Source organism: Alloalcanivorax venustensis ISO4 (assembly GCF_015356855.1).
In the GTDB taxonomy this organism is placed as follows: Bacteria; Pseudomonadota; Gammaproteobacteria; order Pseudomonadales; family Alcanivoracaceae; genus Alloalcanivorax; species Alloalcanivorax venustensis.
In genome coordinates, this window is the sequence record NZ_ARXR01000044.1 from 1 (window position 1) to 19,795 (window position 19,795).

General features: G+C 65.0%; 16 protein-coding genes and 1 pseudogene. 16 read left to right on the forward strand and 1 reads right to left on the reverse strand.

What is annotated here, in order from left to right:
• From ISO4_RS15380 to ISO4_RS15425, 10 genes and pseudogenes are all read left to right on the forward strand, one after another.
• Positions 1 to 285 (forward strand): annotated as a pseudogene (locus ISO4_RS15380) (hypothetical protein); the annotation flags it as partial.
• Positions 282 to 671 carry a flagellar protein FlhE gene (locus ISO4_RS15385; protein WP_194856776.1) on the forward strand — a complete coding sequence of 130 codons (390 nt, stop codon included), beginning with the start codon at positions 282 to 284 and terminating at the stop codon, positions 669 to 671. The pseudogene ISO4_RS15380 and the gene ISO4_RS15385, both read left to right, overlap by 4 nt.
• Before the next feature lie 100 nt (positions 672 to 771).
• Entirely contained in the window at positions 772 to 1,476 is a 705-nt protein-coding gene (locus ISO4_RS15390; RefSeq protein WP_142948139.1) for an RNA polymerase sigma factor FliA, read from the forward strand.
• 391 nt (positions 1,477 to 1,867) lie between these two features.
• Complete coding sequence (prfC, locus tag ISO4_RS15395) at positions 1,868 to 3,448, forward strand: peptide chain release factor 3 (protein WP_194856777.1); 1,581 nt, start codon at positions 1,868 to 1,870, stop codon at positions 3,446 to 3,448.
• Between the two features lie 282 nt (positions 3,449 to 3,730).
• Entirely contained in the window at positions 3,731 to 5,212 is a 1,482-nt protein-coding gene (locus ISO4_RS15400; protein WP_194856778.1) for a SulP family inorganic anion transporter, read from the forward strand.
• 34 nt (positions 5,213 to 5,246) lie between these two features.
• Positions 5,247 to 6,116 carry a universal stress protein gene (locus tag ISO4_RS15405; RefSeq protein WP_194856779.1) on the forward strand — a complete coding sequence of 290 codons (870 nt, stop codon included), beginning with the start codon at positions 5,247 to 5,249 and terminating at the stop codon, positions 6,114 to 6,116.
• A 135-nt stretch (positions 6,117 to 6,251) separates the two neighbouring features.
• Positions 6,252 to 7,841 carry an isocitrate lyase gene (locus ISO4_RS15410; RefSeq protein ID WP_142948143.1) on the forward strand — a complete coding sequence of 530 codons (1,590 nt, stop codon included), beginning with the start codon at positions 6,252 to 6,254 and terminating at the stop codon, positions 7,839 to 7,841.
• A 259-nt stretch (positions 7,842 to 8,100) separates the two neighbouring features.
• Complete coding sequence (locus tag ISO4_RS15415) at positions 8,101 to 9,063, forward strand: efflux RND transporter periplasmic adaptor subunit (protein WP_228548189.1); 963 nt, start codon at positions 8,101 to 8,103, stop codon at positions 9,061 to 9,063.
• Positions 9,063 to 12,134, forward strand: a complete 3,072-nt coding sequence (locus ISO4_RS15420; RefSeq protein ID WP_142948144.1) for an efflux RND transporter permease subunit — start codon at positions 9,063 to 9,065, stop codon at positions 12,132 to 12,134. The genes ISO4_RS15415 and ISO4_RS15420 overlap by 1 nt, the downstream gene beginning before the upstream one ends.
• Positions 12,135 to 12,358: 224 nt before the next feature.
• A complete protein-coding gene (locus tag ISO4_RS15425) occupies positions 12,359 to 14,071 on the forward strand; it encodes a putative bifunctional diguanylate cyclase/phosphodiesterase (protein ID WP_194856780.1) in 1,713 nt (570 codons plus the stop codon).
• 87 nt (positions 14,072 to 14,158) lie between these two features.
• Here the strand turns inward: ISO4_RS15425 and ISO4_RS15430 are convergent, their stop codons facing one another.
• Positions 14,159 to 14,359 (reverse strand): CsbD family protein, encoded by a 201-nt coding sequence (locus ISO4_RS15430; RefSeq protein WP_142948146.1) that lies wholly within the window; start codon positions 14,357 to 14,359, stop codon positions 14,159 to 14,161.
• A 184-nt stretch (positions 14,360 to 14,543) separates the two neighbouring features.
• On the opposite strand from ISO4_RS15430, the gene ISO4_RS15435 reads away from it, so the two are divergent.
• The 6 genes from ISO4_RS15435 (at position 14,544) to ISO4_RS15460 (ending at position 19,762) form a co-directional block, all read left to right on the forward strand.
• Complete coding sequence (locus ISO4_RS15435) at positions 14,544 to 14,831, forward strand: hypothetical protein (RefSeq protein WP_142948147.1); 288 nt, start codon at positions 14,544 to 14,546, stop codon at positions 14,829 to 14,831.
• Positions 14,832 to 15,015: 184 nt separating this feature from the next.
• Positions 15,016 to 15,882, forward strand: a complete 867-nt coding sequence (locus ISO4_RS15440; protein WP_194856781.1) for a sugar phosphate isomerase/epimerase family protein — start codon at positions 15,016 to 15,018, stop codon at positions 15,880 to 15,882.
• Between the two features lie 18 nt (positions 15,883 to 15,900).
• Positions 15,901 to 16,917, forward strand: coding sequence for a fatty acid desaturase family protein (locus ISO4_RS15445; RefSeq protein WP_194856784.1), 1,017 nt, complete (start codon positions 15,901 to 15,903; stop codon positions 16,915 to 16,917).
• 29 nt (positions 16,918 to 16,946) lie between these two features.
• A complete protein-coding gene (locus tag ISO4_RS15450; RefSeq protein ID WP_194856782.1) occupies positions 16,947 to 17,834 on the forward strand; it encodes an ABC transporter permease in 888 nt (295 codons plus the stop codon).
• Positions 17,835 to 17,860: 26 nt separating this feature from the next.
• A complete protein-coding gene (locus ISO4_RS15455; protein ID WP_228548190.1) occupies positions 17,861 to 18,886 on the forward strand; it encodes an ABC transporter substrate-binding protein in 1,026 nt (341 codons plus the stop codon).
• Positions 18,887 to 18,901: 15 nt separating this feature from the next.
• Entirely contained in the window at positions 18,902 to 19,762 is an 861-nt protein-coding gene (locus ISO4_RS15460; RefSeq protein WP_194856783.1) for an ABC transporter ATP-binding protein, read from the forward strand.
• Positions 19,763 to 19,795 lie beyond the last annotated feature (33 nt).

Here is a 19,795-nt window from a genome sequence, read left to right on the forward strand (position 1 = left end):
TGGGTCGGCGACCCGGCCGCCTGGCGCATCGTGGCGCTGGACCCGGCCAGCCCGCACCTGCCGCTGCTGGCCAGCCAGCAACGGCGCTGGGCGCTGTGGGTGGACAGCGACGCGGACGCCTTCCGCCGCGCCTACCGCACGCTCAAGATACTGCGCCGCCACCCCGGGCCCAGCCGCCTGCTGGCGCTGCACGCCCCCGGGCTGCCCCGGGCCGGGCTGCTCAGCAACCTGCAACACGGCGCCCGGCATTTTCTCGATATCGAGCTGGTGGTGCTGTCGCCATGAACAAGGTCGCCGGGTTGCTGCTGCTTTTGTTGTGGTCGCCGCTCCCGGCGGCCCCGGGCAGCTGGCAATCGCCGCTGGCGGAACTGCGTCTGGCGGTGGCCGGGCGTTTCTATCACAGCGAGCCGGCCACGCCGCCGCCGATCGCGGCGGGGGAAAACATCGTGCGGGTCGGCTGGCGCTACCGGCTGCCCGCCGGGCGCCGCGTTCAGGCGTGGCTGTGCCAGGGCGAGCAGTGCGTGCCCCTGGGCAGCGCCCGGCGCGGCCACTTTCTGGCGCCGCCGGCCTGGCGGGTGACGCGGCCGCTGCGGCTGCGTTTCCGCCTGCCCGCCGGCGAGCGCCGCGCGGTCACCGTGGGCGCGCCCCGGTTGACGGTGGAATACCGCTAGAAAAGAACCCAATAAAGGCCGTTATTTGCCGCTTCCAAATCGCGCCGACCGCTAATAATGGAAGTCTCAGAATGGCATCCGGGCCCGGTTCGGGGAAACCATGTATACGGCACAGGGAAAAATCAACCACGACGCACTGCTGGAAGAGCATCTTCCGGCCGTCCGCCGGCAGGCGCTGGCGCTGCAGGTGAAGCTGCCTTCCGGCATCGACCTGGACGATTTGATCCAGGCCGGCACCGTGGGGCTGCTGGACGCGTTGCAGCGCTTTGACGCCAACGCCGGCGCCAGCTTCTCCACCTTCGCCAGCCAGCGCATTCGCGGCGCCATGATTGATGAACTGCGCACCCGCGACTGGTTGCCGCGCAGCGTGCGCCGCAACGCCCGCGCCGTGGACCAGTGCGTGCACCGGCTGGAGCAAAAACTGGGGCGGCCCGCCGAAGAGCGCGAAATCGCCAACGAAATGGGCATGGACCTGGAGCAGTACCGTCAACTGCTCACCGACACCAACAACGGCCTGCTGCTGCCCTACGAGGAAATGGTCGCCGAGCGCGGCGAACCGGAAGCCGGCAGCGGCTCACCGCCGTCGCCGTTCGCCGCCCTGGTGGACAGTGAACAACGCGAGCAGCTCACCGCCGCCATCGAAACGCTGCCCGAGCGCGAGAAGCTGCTGCTGGCCCTCTATTACCAGGAAGAGCTCAACCTCAAGGAAATCGGCGCCGTACTCGGCGTCACCGAATCCCGCGTCTGCCAGCTGCACAGTCAGGCGGTGAGCCGGCTGCGCGTCAGGCTCGCCGACAGCGCCTGACGGCGCCGTCGGCAGCTTCAAGTTTCAAGCTTCAAGCTTCAAGCAGGCCAGGGGCGGCGTTCGCCGCCCGATACAGGATTCAGGATGCAGGATACAGGGGGGGGCTTTGGAGTCAGCGGACGGCTTTGCGCATTAGCACGACGTTATTTGCCAAAACGCAAGGGCGCGAGGCGCAAGCCTGTCCGGCTCTCGTGGCTTCGATCCGCGCTGTATCCTGCATCCTGAATCCTGTATCGCGGCTCATGGCACGGCCCCTCCCCCGGCACGGCCTGCTTGCCGCTTGTAGCTTGAGGCTTGCAGCTGACGCCGTCAGGCGCCGCCGCGAAGCGGCGCGCCTACAAGAATCCCCCGGTCCGGCGTACAATGCGCGCCGACGCAGACCGAGGAATCTATGAGCCCCACCGACGAGATCAATAAACGGCGCACCTTCGCCATCATCTCCCACCCGGACGCCGGTAAAACCACCATCACCGAGAAGGTGCTGTTGTACGGCAACCTGATCCGCATGGCGGGCACCGTGAAGGGCAAGAAGTCCGGCGTGCACGCCACCTCGGACTGGATGGAGATGGAAAAGGAACGGGGCATCTCGGTGACCACCTCGGTGATGCAGTTCCCCTACCGGGACGCCATGGTCAACCTGCTGGACACCCCCGGCCACGCCGACTTCTCCGAGGACACCTACCGCACCCTGACCGCGGTGGACTCCGCCCTGATGGTGATCGACGCGGCCAAGGGCGTGGAAGAGCGTACCGTGAAGCTGATGGAGGTGTGCCGGCTGCGCGACACGCCGATCCTGACGTTCATCAACAAGCTGGACCGGGAAGTGCGCGATCCCATCGAGGTGCTCGACGAAATCGAGGACGTGCTCAAGATCGAGTGCGCCCCGGTGACCTGGCCGATCGGCATGGGCAAGAACTTCAAGGGCGTCTACAACCTGCTCACCGACACCGCCGTCCTTTATAAGAGCGGCCAGGGCCACACCATCCAGGAGCGCCGTGAAGTGAAAGGCCTGGATAACCCGGAGCTGGACCAGGCGGTGGGGTCGGACTACGCCCAGGAGCTGCGCGACACCCTGGAGCTGGTGCAGGGCGCCAGCCACGAGTTCGACCTGCAGCGCTTTCAGGAGGGCAAGCTGTCGCCGGTGTTCTTCGGCACCGCCCTGGGTAACTTCGGCGTCGACCATATGCTCGACGGTCTGGTGGAGTGGGCGCCGCCGCCGCTGCCCCGCGACGGCGGCGAGCGGCAGGTGGCCGCCACCGAGGACAAGATGACCGGCTTCGTGTTCAAGATCCAGGCCAATATGGACCCGCGCCACCGCGACCGTATCGCCTTCCTGCGCATCTGTTCCGGCAAGTACAAAAAGGGCATCAAGCTCAAACAGTGCCGCACCGGCAAGGACCTGCGCATCGCCGACGCGCTGACCTTCCTGGCCGGCGAGCGCGACAACGTGGAAGAAGCCTACGCCGGCGACATCATCGGCCTGCACAACCACGGCACCATCCAGATCGGTGACACCTTCACCGAGGGCGAGGACCTGCGCTTTACCGGCATCCCCCATTTCGCGCCGGAACTGTTCCAGCGCGTGGTGCTCAACGACCCGCTCAAGAGCAAGCAGCTGCACAAAGGGCTCAAGCAGCTGGCGGAGGAGGGCGCCACCCAGGTGTTCTTCCCGCTGCGCAACAACGACGTGATCCTGGGCGCGGTGGGCACACTGCAGTTCGACGTGGTGGCCGCGCGGCTCAAGGGCGAGTACGGCGTCGACTGCCGCTACGAGCCGATCAGCGTGAGCACCGCCCGCTGGGTGGAGGCGAACAGTGAGCGCGAGCTGGAAGCGTTCGAGCGCAAGGCCTACGACAACCTGGCCCGCGACGGTGCCGATCACCTGACCTACCTGGCCCCGACCCGGGTCAACCTGCAGCTCGCCCAGGAGCGCCACCCGGACATCCGCTTCCGCGAGACCCGCGAGATCTAGCCGGTTCCCACAAGGCCCGCTCCCACAGGCGGGTCTTGTGTGCTAGACTCCGCGCCCTCCGTTTCGACCGGCCCCGATTCATGCGTTTGATCTGCAGTCCGCCCTAGCGCCTCGTGCGAGCGGGCCTTGCCCGCGAAAGGGTGGCGCCAGCCACCCGGCAGGATCCCAGAGACCGTTCTGGTGGTCCGCCTCCCCGCATCTTTAATTTCAAGCTGATTCTTTTTTGTTTGCCGCCGTGGCATTGCCGCGGTTGTCCGTCTGTTGTTCAGGTTAAGGGATCCTATGTTGCCCAACATTAAGCAAGACTGGTTTTCCAATGTACGCGGTGATGTGCTCGCCGGGATCGTGGTCGCTCTGGCCCTGATTCCGGAAGCGATCGCGTTCTCGATCATCGCCGAGGTGGACCCCAAGGTGGGTCTTTACGCCTCCTTCTGTATTGCCGTGGTGACCGCGTTCACCGGCGGCCGCCCGGGGATGATCTCGGCCGCCACCGGCGCCATGGCGCTGTTGATGGTGACTCTGGTGCGGGACCACGGCCTGCAGTATTTGCTGGCGGCCACGGTGCTCACCGGGGTGCTGCAGATTCTGTTCGGGGTGTTCAAGCTGGCCACGGTGATGCGGTTCGTGTCCCGTTCGGTGGTCACCGGTTTCGTCAACGCCCTGGCGATTCTGATCTTCATGGCGCAGATTCCCGAGCTGGTGGGGGTCACCTGGCACGTCTACGCCATGGTGGCCGGCGGTCTGGCGATCATTTATCTGCTGCCGCTGCTGACCACGGCGGTGCCGTCGCCGCTGGTGTGCATCGTGGTGCTCACCGGTCTGGCCATGTATCTGGGCATTGAGATGCCCACCGTGGGCGACAAGGGGGATCTGCCGGACAGCCTGCCGGTGTTCCTGCTGCCGGATATTCCGTTGTCCCTGGAAACGCTCCAGATCATCTTTCCGGTGTCGCTGACCATGGCGGTGGTGGGCCTGCTGGAGTCCATGATGACCGCCACCATTGTCGACGACCTCACCGACACCGAAAGCGACAAACACCGCGAATGCAGGGGCCAGGGCGTGGCCAACATCGCCTCCGGTTTCCTCGGCGGCATGGCCGGCTGCGCCATGATCGGCCAGTCGGTGATCAACATTAAGTCCGGCGGCCGCACCCGGTTGTCCACGCTGGTGGCCGGTGCCTTTTTGCTGGTGCTGGTGGTGTTCCTGGGCGACTGGGTGTCACGGATTCCCATGGCCGCGCTGGTGGCGGTAATGATCATGGTGTCCATCGGTACCTTCAGCTGGGAATCGATCCGCAACCTGGGCACCCACCCGGCCAGCAGCAGCGTGGTGATGCTGGCCACCGTGGTGGTGACCGTGTTCACCCACAACCTGGCGATCGGCGTGGGTATCGGCGTGTTGCTAAGCGCGTTGTTCTACGCTAACAAGGTGGGCCGGGTGTTCTACGTCACCAGCGAGTCCGAAGAGGGCAGCTACCGCCGTGACTACAAGGTGGTGGGCCAGGTGTTCTTCACCTCCGCCGACCAGTTCGGTGAGTCGTTCGACTATAAGGAAGGCGTGGACAAGGTGGCCATCGACGTGCACCGGGCCCGCTTCTGGGACATCACCGCCATCGGCGCGCTCGACAAGGCGGTGATCAAATTCCGCCGTGAAGGCACCGAGGTGGAGGTGATCGGCCTGGACGAGGCCAGCGCCACCCTGGTGGACAAGTACGCCGTGCACGACAAACCCGACGCCGTGGAAAAACTGATGGGCGGTCACTGAAGCCCTTAATACGCCTGATAAAAGGAAGCACTTAATGAGTCATGTGATTGCCTGTATCGACGGCTCCGCCGCCGCGGACTCGATTTGCGACCACGCTGCCTGGGCCGCCGGCCGCCTGAACGCGCCGCTGATGCTGCTGCACGTTCTGGACGAGGCCCGATACCCTGGAACAAAAAGCCCCAGCGAGACCAACCTCAGCGGTAACCTGGGCCTGGGCGCCCGGGAGACCCTGCTGACCGAACTGGCGGACCTGGACGCCAAGCGCAACCGGCTGGCCCTGGAACAGGGCAAGGCCACCCTGGAAGCGGCGCGTGCCCGGGTGGCCGTCGACGGCGTGCCGGACCCGGTGCTGCGCCAGCGCCACGGCAACCTGGTGGAGGCCCTGAAAAGCCTGGACGACGACACCCGCCTGCTGGTGATCGGCAAGCAGGGCGTCAAGCACGGCGGCGCCGAGCCGTCCGGCGGCGAGGTCGGCGACAACGTGGAGCGGGTGGTGCGCACCATCCACAAGCCGGTGCTGATCACCGTGGGCGAATTCCGCGAGCCGAAAAGCATCATGCTGGCGTTCGATAACAGCGCCAGCACCCGCATCGGCGTGCGGTTGTTGGCCGACAGCCCGCTGTTCAAGGGCACCCCCTGTCAGCTGCACCTGGTCAAGGTCAACGGCGACGACGAGGGCCTCGACTGGGCCACCCAGTGCCTGGAGAACAGCGGCCATACCGTGGTCACCGCGCGCCTGGAAGGGGAGGTGGAAGCCGCCCTGCACCAGTATCAGGAAGAGCAGGGTATCGACCTGATCGTGATGGGGGCCTACGGTCACTCCAGGATCCGCGAGTTGCTGATCGGCAGCACCACCGACCGAATGCTCCGCAACGCCCGGGTGCCCCATTTGATCTTGAGGTAAGACCACCATTCATGAAAGAAATACCGGGTATCATCAATATTGATTTCTTTTATGAGATAGGCGCTCCTAGAATGCGCGCCATCGGTAGCTGGTGAGCCGGCTTCGGTATCCATTTCCATATCGAAAGGATTGACCATGTCATACTCCAAAGACATCGAAGCATTGAATTCCGTGGTTGGTGCCAACAAAACCTGGCACGACATCGACCCGGAAGCTGCTGTTCGCATGCGTCTGCAGAACCGTTTCAAAACGCATCTGGACATCGCCAAGTACAACGCGAAGATCATGCGCGAGGACATGGCGGCCTACGACGCCGATAACAGCAAGTACACCCAGTCTCTGGGTTGCTGGCACGGCTTCATCGGTCAGCAGAAGATGATTTCCATCAAGAAACACTTCGGGGATACCAAAGGCCGCTACCTGTACCTGTCCGGCTGGATGGTCGCCGCGCTGCGTTCCGAGTTCGGTCCGCTGCCCGACCAGTCCATGCACGAGAAAACCGCGGTCGCCGACCTGATCCGCGAGCTCTACACCTTCCTGAAGCAGGCGGACGCCTGGGAACTGAACCACCTGTTCCGTGACCTGGACGAAGCCAAGGCCGCCGGTGACCAGGCCAAGCAGGCCGAGATCGTCGACAAGATCGACAACTTCCAGACCCACGTTGTGCCGATCATCGCCGACATCGACGCCGGTTTCGGTAACCCGGAAGCCACCTACCTGCTGGCCAAGAAGCTGATCGAAGCGGGCGCGTGCTGCATCCAGATCGAGAACCAGGTGTCCGACGAGAAGCAGTGTGGCCACCAGGACGGTAAAGTGACCGTTCCCCACGCCGACTTCATCGCCAAGATCAACGCGGTTCGCTACGCGTTCCTCGAGCTGGGCGTGGACGACGGCGTGATCGTTGCCCGTACCGACTCCGAAGGCGCCGGCCTGACCCAGAAGATCGCCGTGACCACCGAGCCGGGCGACCTGGGCGACCAGTACAACAGCTTCCTGGAAGGCGAATACATCGATTCCGCCGACCAGATCAACAACGGCGACATCGTGATCAAGTCCGACGGCAAGCTGCTCAAGCCCACCCGTCTGGCCTCCGGTCTGTTCCAGTTCCGCCGCGACACCAACATCGACCGCGTGGTACTGGACTGTGTCACCAGCCTGCGCAACGGCGCCGATCTGCTGTGGATCGAGACCCCGACCCCGAACGTGGCTCACATCAAGCACATGGTCGACCGTATCCGCGAGCAGGAGCCGAACGCCAAGCTGGTTTACAACAACAGCCCGTCGTTCAACTGGACCCTGAACTTCCGTCAGCAGGTGTTCGATGCCTGGAAAGAAGAAGGCAAGGATCTGGGCGAGTACGATCGCGCCGACCTGATGAACGAGAAGTACGACACCACCGAGCTGGCCGACGTGGCCGACGAGTGGGCCAAGGAGTTCCAGGCCAAGGCGTCCCGTGAAGCCGGTGTGTTCCACCACCTGATCACGCTGCCGACCTACCACACCGCGGCGCTGTCCACCGATCAGCTGGTGGAAGGCTACTTCGGTGACCAGGGCATGCTGGCCTACGCGAAAGGCGTTCAGCGTGAGGAAATCCGCCGTGGCATCGCCACCGTGAAGCACCAGGACATGGCCGGTTCCAACATCGGTGATGACCACAAAGAGTACTTCTCCGGTGAAGCCGCTCTGAAAGCCGGCGGTAAAGACAACACCATGAACCAGTTCTAAAACAGGTTCTCCGGTGTAACAAGAAACGGCGCCTTCGGGCGCCGTTTTTTTTTGCCTGGCCCCGCCCCGTCGTGACCACCGTTGCTTTTTCTGTCATTATTGTACCGTCCAGTACTGTTAAGAGGTGTTGATGAAGCGGTTGAAAGGAATGCCTGTGGGGGCATGGATGCTGTTGATGGGCGGCATGGCCGTTATCGGGCTTGCCGGATGTGGTGAGCCGGAGCCCGCCGCGCAGCCGCGACCGGTCTCCGTGAAACTCATGACCGTTGGGCACACCAGTGATCGAGTGCGCCGTTACCCGGGCCGCGTGGTGGCCACGGAGCGCGCGGAACTGGCTTTCCGGGTGTCCGGGCAACTGGTGGCGCTGCCCGTGCGGGATGGACAGAAGGTGGAGCAGGGCGAGCTTCTTGCCGAGTTGGACGCCCGCGACTTCCGTAATGACCTGGATCAGCGCCTGGCCGATGCCAAGCTTGCCGGGAACCAGTATCGGCGTGGCCAGACCCTGTCCAAGCGGGGGATGATCGCCGATTCCGAACTGGATGAGCTCACCGCCCGCCATCAGCAGGCCCAGGCGGCATTGAGCCAGGCCAGGGACAACCTTTCCTATACCCGTCTTACCGCGCCCTACGATGGTGTGGTGGCGAGCACCGAGCAGGAAAACCACCAGTTCGTTCAAGCCCGGGAGCCGGTGCTCTACCTGCAAAGCGCGGATACCATCGACGTGCATTTCTCGGTCTCCGAGGGCTTTATCCGCCGGGTTTTGCCCCTGGGGCCATCGTTCCGCCCGGAGGTGGTGTTCCCCGGCCTGCCAGAGCAGCGTTTCCGCGCCGTCTACCGCGAGCATGAGTCGCGCCCCGGCGCCACCCAGGCCTACACCATCGTGGTCACGTTGCCGGTGCCCGATGATCTGGTGCTGTTACCAGGGATGAGCGTGACGGTACGCGTCGATCGAGCCGCCGAGCGACAAGGCGACAAGACCGCGCCCATCGTGCCGGTGGAAGCGGTGTTCAACGGCGATGAAGCAACCGGTGCCCGGGTGTGGCGCCTGGACACGGAAAACGACACCGTGGAGGCCCAGCCGGTAACGCTGGGGGCGGTTTCCGGCGACGGCGTGGCTATTCTCGAGGGCTTGTCGGCGGGCGATCGCATCGTGGTCGCCGGCGTGCACCGCCTGGAGGAAGGCCAGGCGGTGCGGGAACTGACGCGCGAACGGGGGCTGTAATGAACATTGCCGAGTACGCCGTCCGGCACCGGGTGGTCAGCTGGCTGTTCACGCTGGTGCTGCTGATCGGCGGCGTCGTGGGCTTTCTGCGGCTGGGGCAGCTGGAAGATCCGGAGTTCACCCTGAAAACCGCCATGGTGATCACGGAGTACCCCGGGGCGTCCTCTCGCGAAGTGGAAGAGGAAGTGACCCTGCCAGTGGAAAAGGCGATTCAGAGCCTCTCCTATGTCGATTACGTCACGTCGATCTCCAGCGCCGGTCTGTCCCAGATCACCGTGGAGATGAAGCCCATCTACCGTGAAGACGATCTGAAGCAGATCTGGGACGAGCTGCGCCGCAAGATCCGCGACCTGCAGCCGCGATTGCCGCCGGGCACCAACGGCATCCAGGTGATCGACGACTTCGGCGACGTGTACGGCATCCTGCTGGCGCTCACCGGCGACGGCTATGAGTATCAGGACCTCAAGGATTACGCCGACGTCCTGGTCCGTGAGCTGGTATTGGTGGAAGGCGTCGGCAAGGTCCAGGTGGGCGGCCAGCGCCAGGAACAGGTGTTCGTCGAGTTGTCCCGGGAACGTCTTGCCAATCTCGGCATCAGCCAGGACCGGATTTTCTCGCTGCTGGATACCCAGAACGCGGTGAACCCGGCCGGGCGGGTGCGCGTGGGTGATGAATATCTGCGCATCGCGCCCACCGGTGACTTCGACTCGGTGGAGGCGATGCGGGATTTGTTGATCTCGGACCCGGGCGCCGAGCAATTGGTTTACCTGGGGGACGTGGCCAACATCGAGCGGGACTATCGTGAGGTGCCGCGTCATCTCTATCGCCATCAGGGCGCGCCGGCTCTGACCCTGGGGATTTCCTTCGCGCCGGGCGTTAACGTGGTGGAAGTGGGCGAACGGGTCCGCCAGCGGCTGGAACAGCTGGACTACCGTCAGCCCGCCGGCATGGAGCTGTCCACGGTCTACGACCAGCCTCGGGAAGTGGAACGTTCCGTTAACGCCTTCCTCTGGAACCTGGCCCAGGCGGTGATGATCGTGATCGGCGTGCTGTTGCTGTTCATGGGACTGCGCTCCGGTGTACTGATGGGCGGCATTCTGATGCTCACCATTCTTGGCACCTTTATCGTCATGGCGGTGCTCGGCATTGAGCTGCAGCGTATTTCCCTGGGCGCGCTGATCATTGCCCTGGGGATGCTGGTGGACAACGCCATCGTCATTACCGAAGGCATTCTGGTGGGCATAAAACGGGGGCTGTCCAAGGTGGCGGCCGCCGCGGAAATCGTACGGCAGACCGCCTGGCCGCTACTCGGCGCCACGGTGATCGCGATTACCGCGTTCGCGCCCATCGGCCTGTCCAGCGATGCCTCCGGGGAATTCACCAACAGCCTGTTCTGGGTACTGCTGATCTCCCTGATGTTGAGTTGGGTGGTGGCCATCACGCTGACCCCGTTCTTCGGCCACCTGATCTTTTCCCGCGACCGGGACGGCTCTGAAAACGACGACGGGGACCAGGGGGAGGACCCCTATAAAGGCCGCTTCTTTCAGCTCTACCGGCGCCTGCTGGGCAAGGCCATCCGGCACCGGGTGGTGACGCTGCTGTCCATGGTGGTGTTGTTGCTGGCCGCGGTGGGCGGTTTCGGATTGGTGAAGCAATCGTTCTTCCCGCCGTCCAATACGCCCATCTTTCTGGTCGATTACTGGCTGCCCCAGGGCAGCGATATCCGTGCCACCAGCGAGCGCGTGCAGCATCTGGAGGGCGCCCTGGGCGACACCGAGCATGTTACCGGGGTGACAAGCACCATCGGCCAGGGCGCGCAACGTTTCATGCTGCCGTACTTCCCGCAAAAGACCTATCCCTCCTACGCGCAGCTGATCGTCAGGGTCGACCAGCGGGAAAACATTGATGGGGTGATCGCGCAAACCCGGGACTGGATCGACAACCATCACCCGTCCGCCTTCGCCAAGCTCAAGCGTTTGATGATCGGCCCCACCGCTAACGCCACCATCGAGGCACGGCTTTCCGGCCCTGACCCGGCGGTGCTGCGCGCCCTGGCCGTGGAGGTCGAAGCCATCATGGAAGCCGACCCGGGCCTGGAAAGCATTCGCCACGATTGGCGGCAGAAGGAAAAAGTGATCCGGCCGCAATTCGAGCAAGCCCAGGCCCGGCGCGCCGGCGTTACCCGGGCCGACCTCGAGGACGCTCTGGAAATGAATTTCTCCGGTCTCGAGGTCGGCCTGTTCCGCGATGGCGCCGACCTGCTGCCGATCCTCGCCCGGCCCCCGGACCAGGAGCGCCTGGGCGCGGACAACCTGGATCAGGTACGTGTTTGGTCGCCGGTGCTTGAGGATTACATCGCCATCCGGCAGATCGTCTCCAGCTTTGAAACCGATCTGGAAAACGGTTTGATCCTGCGCCGTGACCGCAAACGCACCCTCACCGTTCAGGCGGAGCCGGACGTGCTCGGCGATGAAACCGGCGATCAGGTACTGCGGCGCGTGCGCCCGGAGATCGAAGCGCTGCCGTTGCCGGCCGGCTACGAACTCACCTGGGGCGGCGAATACGAACTCACCCAGGACGCCCAGAAGGCGGTGTTCGCCAGCGTGCCGCTGGGATACCTTTTCATGTTCATTATCACCATCCTGCTGTTCGACAGCCTGCGTCAGCCGCTGGTGATCTGGGCTACGGTGCCGCTGGCGATCATCGGCGTGACCGTGGGGTTGTTGGTTTTTAACGCACCGTTCAGCTTTATGGCGTTGCTGGGCTTTTTGAGCCTGTCCGGCATGCTGGTGAAGAACGGCATCGTTCTGGTGGAGCAGATCAAGCTGGAGCTGAAAGCCGGAGCGGACGCCCTGGACGCGGTGATCCATGCTTCCGTGACCAGGGTGCGCCCGGTCTGCATGACCGCCGTGACCACCATCCTGGGCATGGTGCCGTTGTTGTTCGACGCCTTCTTCAAATCCATGGCGGCGGTAATCATGTTCGGCCTGGGCTTCGCCACGATACTCACCCTGATCGTGGTGCCGGTGCTTTACACGCTGGCCTATCGAATGAACCCGCCGCGCGTCTGAAACCGGGGGCACACCGTGGCCCCCGTACCTGCCAGGCGGTCAAAAATTCACCGTTAAAACGCCAGTTTTTCATATTTGCACCTATTCACCGCCCCGTGATGGTATAAAACCCAGTGCATACATCGGGGACGTGCAGGGACAGCATGAAGATGGGCGCCAGGGGGAGGCGCGGGGAGCGAGTTCGGGTTCGCTCCCCTTGCTCGAAAACGCTGTCTGGGGATCACATGAAGGATTCGCGCGGGGAGGCCGCTACCGCGAAAAAGAACATTGTGGCGCGGACCGACAGCCCCGCCTCGGTGGTGGAGGAACGGCTGCAGGCGGCGTTGGATTCCGACGACCTGGGTATCTGGGATCACGACCTGCGTGAGAACACCTTCTGGGCGTCACCAAACATTATCCGCATGGTGGGCATCCCCGAGGGCGGCCCCGCCAGTACCCGTTTGTTCTGGGAGTTCGTTCACCCGGACGACCGCGACGGCGTGCGCCAGGTGGTGCGCGGCGCCCTGGCGGCGGCGGTCAGCGGCCATTTCGAAGTGACTTTCCGGGCCCACCGCCGGGACCTGGGGCGGCTCGCCCTGGTGCGTTGCTCGGCACAGCTGGTGTTCGACCAGGACAACCGGCCGGCCCGCATGCTGGGTGTGTTCCGCGATGTGTCCGACCAGCAGGAGGAACAGGTCAAGCTGTTCTACGAGGCGCACTACGACGAACTCACCGGCCTCGCCAACCAGAAACTGCTCACCGAACAGACCCAGTCCGTGCTTGATCAGGAGCGGCCCGCCGGCTGCCTGCTGCTGGAGCTGGACGGCTTCCAGGAAGTCAGCGATACCCTGGGCCAGGAGGCCGGCAACCGGCTGCTGCAGCTGACCGCCGCGCGTCTCACCCGGCTGTTGCCGGAGGGGGCCCTGCTGTCGCGCACCACCGGCGAGGAATTCGCCGTGATGCTGCCCGACCAGGACCAGGCCCGGGCGCTGATCCAGCTGGCGGAAGCGGTCCACGGCGCCTTGCTGGAAACCTTCATGATCAAGGACCGCCCGGTGGCGATCAGCGGGCATGTGGGCATTGCCTTCGCGGCCCCGCAAGGCTGCGCCAGAACCCTGCTCAGTGACGCCCACCTGGCGCTGGCCGACGCCAAGGCCGCCGGCTACGGCGCCAGCCGGGTCTACCAGCCGGCGCTGCGCAAGGCGCTGCGGGCACGCCAGGACATGAGCGCGGACCTGCGCACCGCCGTGCTCGGTGAGCAGTTCGAACTGTATTACCAGCCCCAGGTACGGCTCAGCGACGGCAAGATCGTCGGCGCCGAGGCCCTGCTGCGCTGGCACCATCCGCACCGCGGCCTGCTGGCGCCCGGGGAATTCCTGCCGCTGCTCAAGGGCAGCCCGATGGCGCGGATTCTCGGCGACTGGGTGATCCGCCAGGCCTGCGCCAAGGGCGCGCTGCTGCACCGGCAGGGCCGCCCGCTGTGCATGGCGTTCTCCGCCCAGTTCAAATTGGGCGGGCTGGCGCGCATGGTCGCCGATACCCTGCGCGAGACCGGTCTGCCCGGCGAAGGGCTGGAGATCGAGATCACCGAACGGGTGATCATCAACAGCGACAACCGCCTCAAGAACACCCTCAACGACCTGCGGTCCCTGGGCTGCCAGCTGGCCTTCGATGACTTCGGCACCGGCTACGCCTCGCTCAGCATGCTCAAGGAATTCCCGATCACCCGGCTCAAGGTGGACAAAAGCTTCGTCGATGCGATTCACGAGTCCGGCGAGGACCATGCCGTGGTGCAGGCGATGATTCAGCTGGCGGAAACGTTCGGGTTCTCGATCACCGCCGAAGGCATAGAAACCGAGCAACAGGCGGAGGTGCTGCGGCAACTGGGGTGCCGGGAAGGGCAGGGCTATTTGTTCGGCAAACCGATGCCGTGGCAGGAGTTGTACGCGCTTTTATAGGGTGTTCATAAAAGTACCGGGCCGGACCAAAAACGGGCCGGCTGTGACGCCGGCCCGCTGGGTACTCAGGCAGATCAGGCTTTGAGATCAGCCGTGCTTGCCGAGCCAGTCATCGGCTTGCTTCTCCGCTTCCTCGCGGCTGGAGCCATAGCGCTCCTGAATCTTGCCGACCAGCTTGTCCTTGCGGCCTTCGACCTGCTTCAGGTCGTCATCGGTGAGCTTGCCCCACTGCTTCTTGGCATCGCCCATGAGCTGTTTCCAATTGCCTTTCAACTGATCGCTGTTCATTACTACCTCCGTGCGGTAACGATCCATGAGCCTGGAGTATGCCTCAGGAAACCGGGATAGCGGCGAATCTTTAGCATTCTTTTAAGAAGCGGCCGGCCCGGGGTGCGGGGCGCCCGCCGCTTGCAGCCCGCCGCCCGGCGCCCCATCATTCAGGTTTCACCGATGCAACCTTCAAGGAGTCTCCGTGGCGGCAGTTCTGGCGGGCGGTATTATTGTTATCTGGCTGGCGTTGAGTGGCGGGCGCGCACTGCTCAACGCCGGCGGCATCCAGCTGCACTGGCCCGCGGATCTGCTGGCGCCGCTGTTGCTGGCGGCTCTGGAGACCCTGTTGTTCCTGCTTACCGTGCCGGACGCGCCGGTGCTCGAAGAGGCCCGCCGCTGGCCCGTAGCGGGCGCCCTGGTGGCGCTCGCCTGGGTGATTAACGGCGCCGTGGCCGGCCGTGTCTGGATGAGGCGCCGCCGCGCCGCCTGAATCGCGCTTCTTTTTGGTGCGCTCTCCCCGAAATGGGGCGCGCCGTCGGCGCGATTCCGGGCGTTTTCGTCTTTAAATATGCAGAATTGCATGTATTTATAGGGGTTTATAGGGTTGGCATAGCTGTTGCTCCTGAGGGGTTAAGCAAGGTTTTTAACCACTCACCGGAACCACGAGGAGCACCATGCAGTTATTGCGATTCAAAACCCTGTGGGGCCACCCGGGCACCCCGGAGCAGGCCGCCGCCCTGGCCGTGGCCGCCGGCTTCGACGGCCTGGAAGCGCCGCTGCCGCAAGCCGGCGCGGCCCGCGACGATCTGGCCGGGGCCCTGCACGGGCACGGCCTGCGCTGGATTCAGGAAATCTGCACCGCCGGCAGCTATGTGCCGCGCCGCGACGCCAGCGTCGCCGAGCACCTGGAAGACTTCGAAACCCAGCTCCGTGACGGCCGCGCCCTGGGCGCCGAGTTCGCCAATGTGATGGGCGGCTGCGACGCCTGGCCGCTGGAAGACAGCGTGCGCTTCTTCGCCGAGGCCCACGAGATCGCCGAGCGGGTCGGCGTCACCGCCAGCTTTGAGACCCATCGCGGGCGCAGCTTCTTCAACCCCTGGACCACGGTGGCGGTGCTCGACCGGGTGCCGACTCTGCCGGTGACCTGCGACTTCAGCCACTGGGCGGTGGTCTGCGAACGCCTGCCCGACAGCGAATGGGACTGCATCGAGCGGGTCGCCGAACAGGCCCTGCACGTCCATGCCCGGGTCGGCTACGACCAGGGCCCCCAGGTGCCGCACCCCGGCGCGCCGGAATACGCCACCGCGCTGGCTTCCCACCAGCGCTGCTGGGAGGCGGTCTGGCAGGCCCAGCGCCGCCGCGGCCTGGCGCAAACCACCCTGACACCGGAATTCGGGCCCGACGGCTATCTGCACACCCTGCCGTTCACCCACGCCCCGGTGGCCGATCTGTGGGATCTCAACCGCTGGATCGGCGATTGCCAACAACGCCATTTCCATCGCTGGCGCGCCGCTGCCGCCGGCCGCGACCAGGTGGCCTGAGCAGAGGAGAGAACGGTGATGAAATCGATACAGCAAACCCTGCGTCATCCGGACGCTCTGGTTCCCAACCTGCTGGTCCTGGCCTACATCCTGCTTGGCTATGTGGGCGGCTGGCTGCTGATGGCCCAGCCGGGCTGGTTACTGCCCGCCCTGGGCGTGCTGGCCTGTGGCCACGCCATGGTGATCGCCGCCTACCTGGTGCACGACTGCGCCCACAATGCGCTATTCAAGAAGGTGGAACACAACACCCGTCTGGGACGGGCACTCAACTGGTTCACCGGGGGCTGCTATGGCACCTACGAGGATCTGCGTTACAAGCACATGCGCCATCACGTGGATAACGCCGACACCATCGCCTTTGACTACCGGGCCTGGCTCAAGGCGCACCCGCGCACCGAGAAACTGGTGTTCGCCCTGGAGTGGGCCTATGTGCCGGCGGTGGATTACATGATGCACGCGGTTCTGATGTTTGCGCCGTTCATCGGCTACGCGGACAAGGCCCAGCGGCCCCGGGCGGCGCTGGTGCTGGCGGTGCGTTTCGGCGTATTGGCGCTGCTGGCGCTGTGGAGTATCAAAGCAGTGCTGCTGTACGCGCTGGCCTACACCCTGATGCTCACCGTGCTGCGTTTCTTCGACGCCTTTCAGCACAACTACGAGATTATCGCCATTCTCAACAATCCGGACGCGCCGCTGCCCCACAAAGGCGACCGCGATTACGAGAACGACAACACCTACAGCAACCCGATATCGCGCCGCTGGCCGGCGCTCAACCTGCTGGTGCTCAACTTCTGCTACCACAACGCGCACCACGTGAAGCCCACCTTGCCCTGGTACAAGCTGCCGGCCCTGCACCGGGAACTGTACGGCGACGAGTACCAGCGCACCCTGGCGTTCAGCGACCAGCTGCGCAGCTATCACCGCCACCGCCTGGCCGGCATTCACGCCGAGACCTACGGCCAGGTGCCGGCGCCCCAGGCGATGCGCGAAGGTCGGGCGGTGCCGGTCTACGGGCTCAGCTTCCTGACCGCGTTTTGAACCCTTTGGCCGGTAAAGAGGAGCCGCCTATGACCGTTTCCCTGCAGGACCGCCTCGTCACCGGCGCCACCGGCGCCCGCGCGGAGCATGTTGAGAGTGCCGCCCCCGCCGCCGCCCGGCCGCGCCGCCGCTGGCTGGACTTCGGGCAGACCCTGGACTGGCGTCAGCGGCTGCTGCTGGGTAGCGCCGGCTGGCTGGTATTTTTCGCCGGCTGGTACCTGGCCGCCAACGCCGGCCTGGCGCCGGACCGCCTGTTCCCCGGGCCGCTGCAGGTGCTTGCTTCCCTGCAGGAGCTGTTCGTCGAGAAAGCCTTTCTCGGCGACGTGCTGGCCAGTGTGCGCCGGATTCTGGTGAGTTTCGGGCTGGCGGTGTCCGTGGCGCTGCCGCTGGGGCTGCTGATGGGCGCCTTCGCCCGCGTCGACGGCGTGCTCAACCCGTTCCTGGGCGCCTGCCGGTACTTGCCGGCGCCGGCGTTCATCCCGCTGCTGCTGATGTGGCTGGGCACCGGCGACAGCCAGAAGATCGCGCTGCTGCTGATCGGCGTGGTGTTCTTCCTTTCCATCATGCTCGCCGACGTCACCCGGCAGGTGCCGGCGGCGTTCGTGGAAACCGCCAAAACCCTGGGCGGCGGCCGCCGCGCGGTGCTGTGGACGGTGGTGTTCCGCCATTCGCTGCCGGGCTATCTGGACACCTGCCGGCAGATGCTGGCGGTGAGCTGGACCTACCTGGTGATCGCCGAGATCGTCGCCGCCACCGACGGCATCGGCGCCATGATGATGCGCGCCAAGCGCTTCGTGCACGTCGACGACATCATGGCCGGCATCGTCACCATCGGGCTGCTGGGCCTGGCCCTGGACGCCCTGTTCCGAGTTCTGCACCGCTGGTGGTTCCCGTATCTGCGCGGTGGCCACCAGTGAATTTCGTTCCCCGAGGAGTCATTACCATGCGTATCGTTAAAACCCTGATGCTGGCGGCGGGCCTGAGCTTCTCCGCCGCGGCGGCCCACGCCGCCGACACCGTGCGGGTGTCGCTGTTCTCCTGGCCCGGCTACGGCTTCTGGTTCATCGCCCAGGAGAAAAACCTGGTGCCGGACCTGGACCTGGAAATCACCATCATCGAGGACCCCTACGAGAGCTTCTCGCTGATGTCCGCCGGCGCCCTGGACGTGACCTCCAGCACCGCCGAATACGGCCCCATCGCCGCCGACAAGGAGGTGCCCGTGAAGCTGGTCACCTACACCAACCCGTCCTACGGCACCGACAAGATCGTGCTGGCGCCGGGCGTGGACAGCGCCGAGGACCTGAAAGGCGAATCGGTGGCGGTGCTGGAAGGCGGCCTCACGCAGATCTTCATGGGCATCTGGCTGGAGCAGAACGGCGTCAGCATCAAGGACGTGCAGTTCACCAACCTGATCATGGACGACGCCGTGGGCGCGCTGGTGGGCGGCAATGTGAAAGCCGCTGAATTCTGGGAACCGTTCGGCTCGCAAGCGCTGGAGGCCCTGCCCGGCGCCACCGTGGCCGCGTCCTCCGCCGAGGACGACTGGATTGAAACCGCGCTGCTCGGCGACGGCATGTACATGAGCGACGCCTTCCTCGACAAGCCGGAGCTGGCCGCCAAGACCATGGAAGCCTACTTCAAGGCGGTGGCGTTCTGGAAAGAGAACCCGGAAGAGGGCAACAAGATCATCGCCAAGGGGCTGAACTTCCCGGTCGCCGATGTGGAAAAAGTGATCGGCAAGGACGGCGAGATTCTCAAGGGCGGCATCTGGGTGTTCGACGCCGAACAGGCCGGCAAATTCATGGGCGTGATTCCCGGCGAGCTGCCCCTGGGCCCGCAAAACGGCCAGATGGCGCAGCACTGGGAAACCACCACCGACTGGTGGCTCAAGTTCGGCCTGATCGACGAACGCCATCCCATCGACGCCGGTGTGAACACCGCGCCGCTGGAAGCCGTGCTGAGCGAATAAAGGGGAGAAACGCGTATGGAGCCGAACCACAACGGGCTGACCCTGAGCCGCGTGGGCAAGACCTTCCGGGCCGGCACGCGCCACGCGCGCACCGCCCTGGAGGATGTCTCCCTGCAGCTCGCGCCCGGCCAGGTGGGGGTGCTGCTGGGCCCCTCCGGCTGCGGCAAATCCACGCTGCTGCGCATGGTGGCGGGCCTGGAAGAGCCCACCACCGGCGCCCTGGCCCTCAACGGCCAGGCGATCACCGGCCCCGGCCGCGACCGGGGCATGGTGTTCCAGAGCTACACCTCCTTTCCCTGGCTGACAGTGCGCCAGAACGTGGCCTACGGGCTGCGCATCACCGGCGACAGCAGCAGCCTGCGGGAAGGGGCGGTGGACTACTTCATCGACGCGGTGCGTCTGGGCGATGTGGCCGATGCCTACCCGCACGAACTGTCCGGCGGCATGCGCCAGCGGGTGGCGATCGCCCGCACCCTGGCCAACCACCCGGCCCTGCTGCTGATGGACGAGCCGTTCGGGGCGCTGGACCCGGAGACCCGCTGGCAGATGCAGTCACTGCTGCTGGAGATCGTGCGCAAGGAGCGCACCACGGTGCTGCTGGTGTCCCACGACATCGAGGAGGCGCTCTACCTGGGCGACGTGGTGTTCTTCCTGTCCAGCCACCCGGGGCGGCTGCGCGAGACCATCCGCCCCGGCTTCAAGGCGTCGCTGGGCGGCGACCGGGAAGCCATGCTCGAACATCCGGAATACCGGCAGCTGGACTTGCACATCCGCCGCATGATGAGCGACGAAGGCCGCTGTGCGAGCGGGCCGGGCCCGCGAAAGGGCGCGAAGCGCCCGGCAGGATCCCAGAGACCTCTGGAAACAGAGCAGTAATAGGGTCTCTGGTATCCCGCCGGCAAGCAGAGC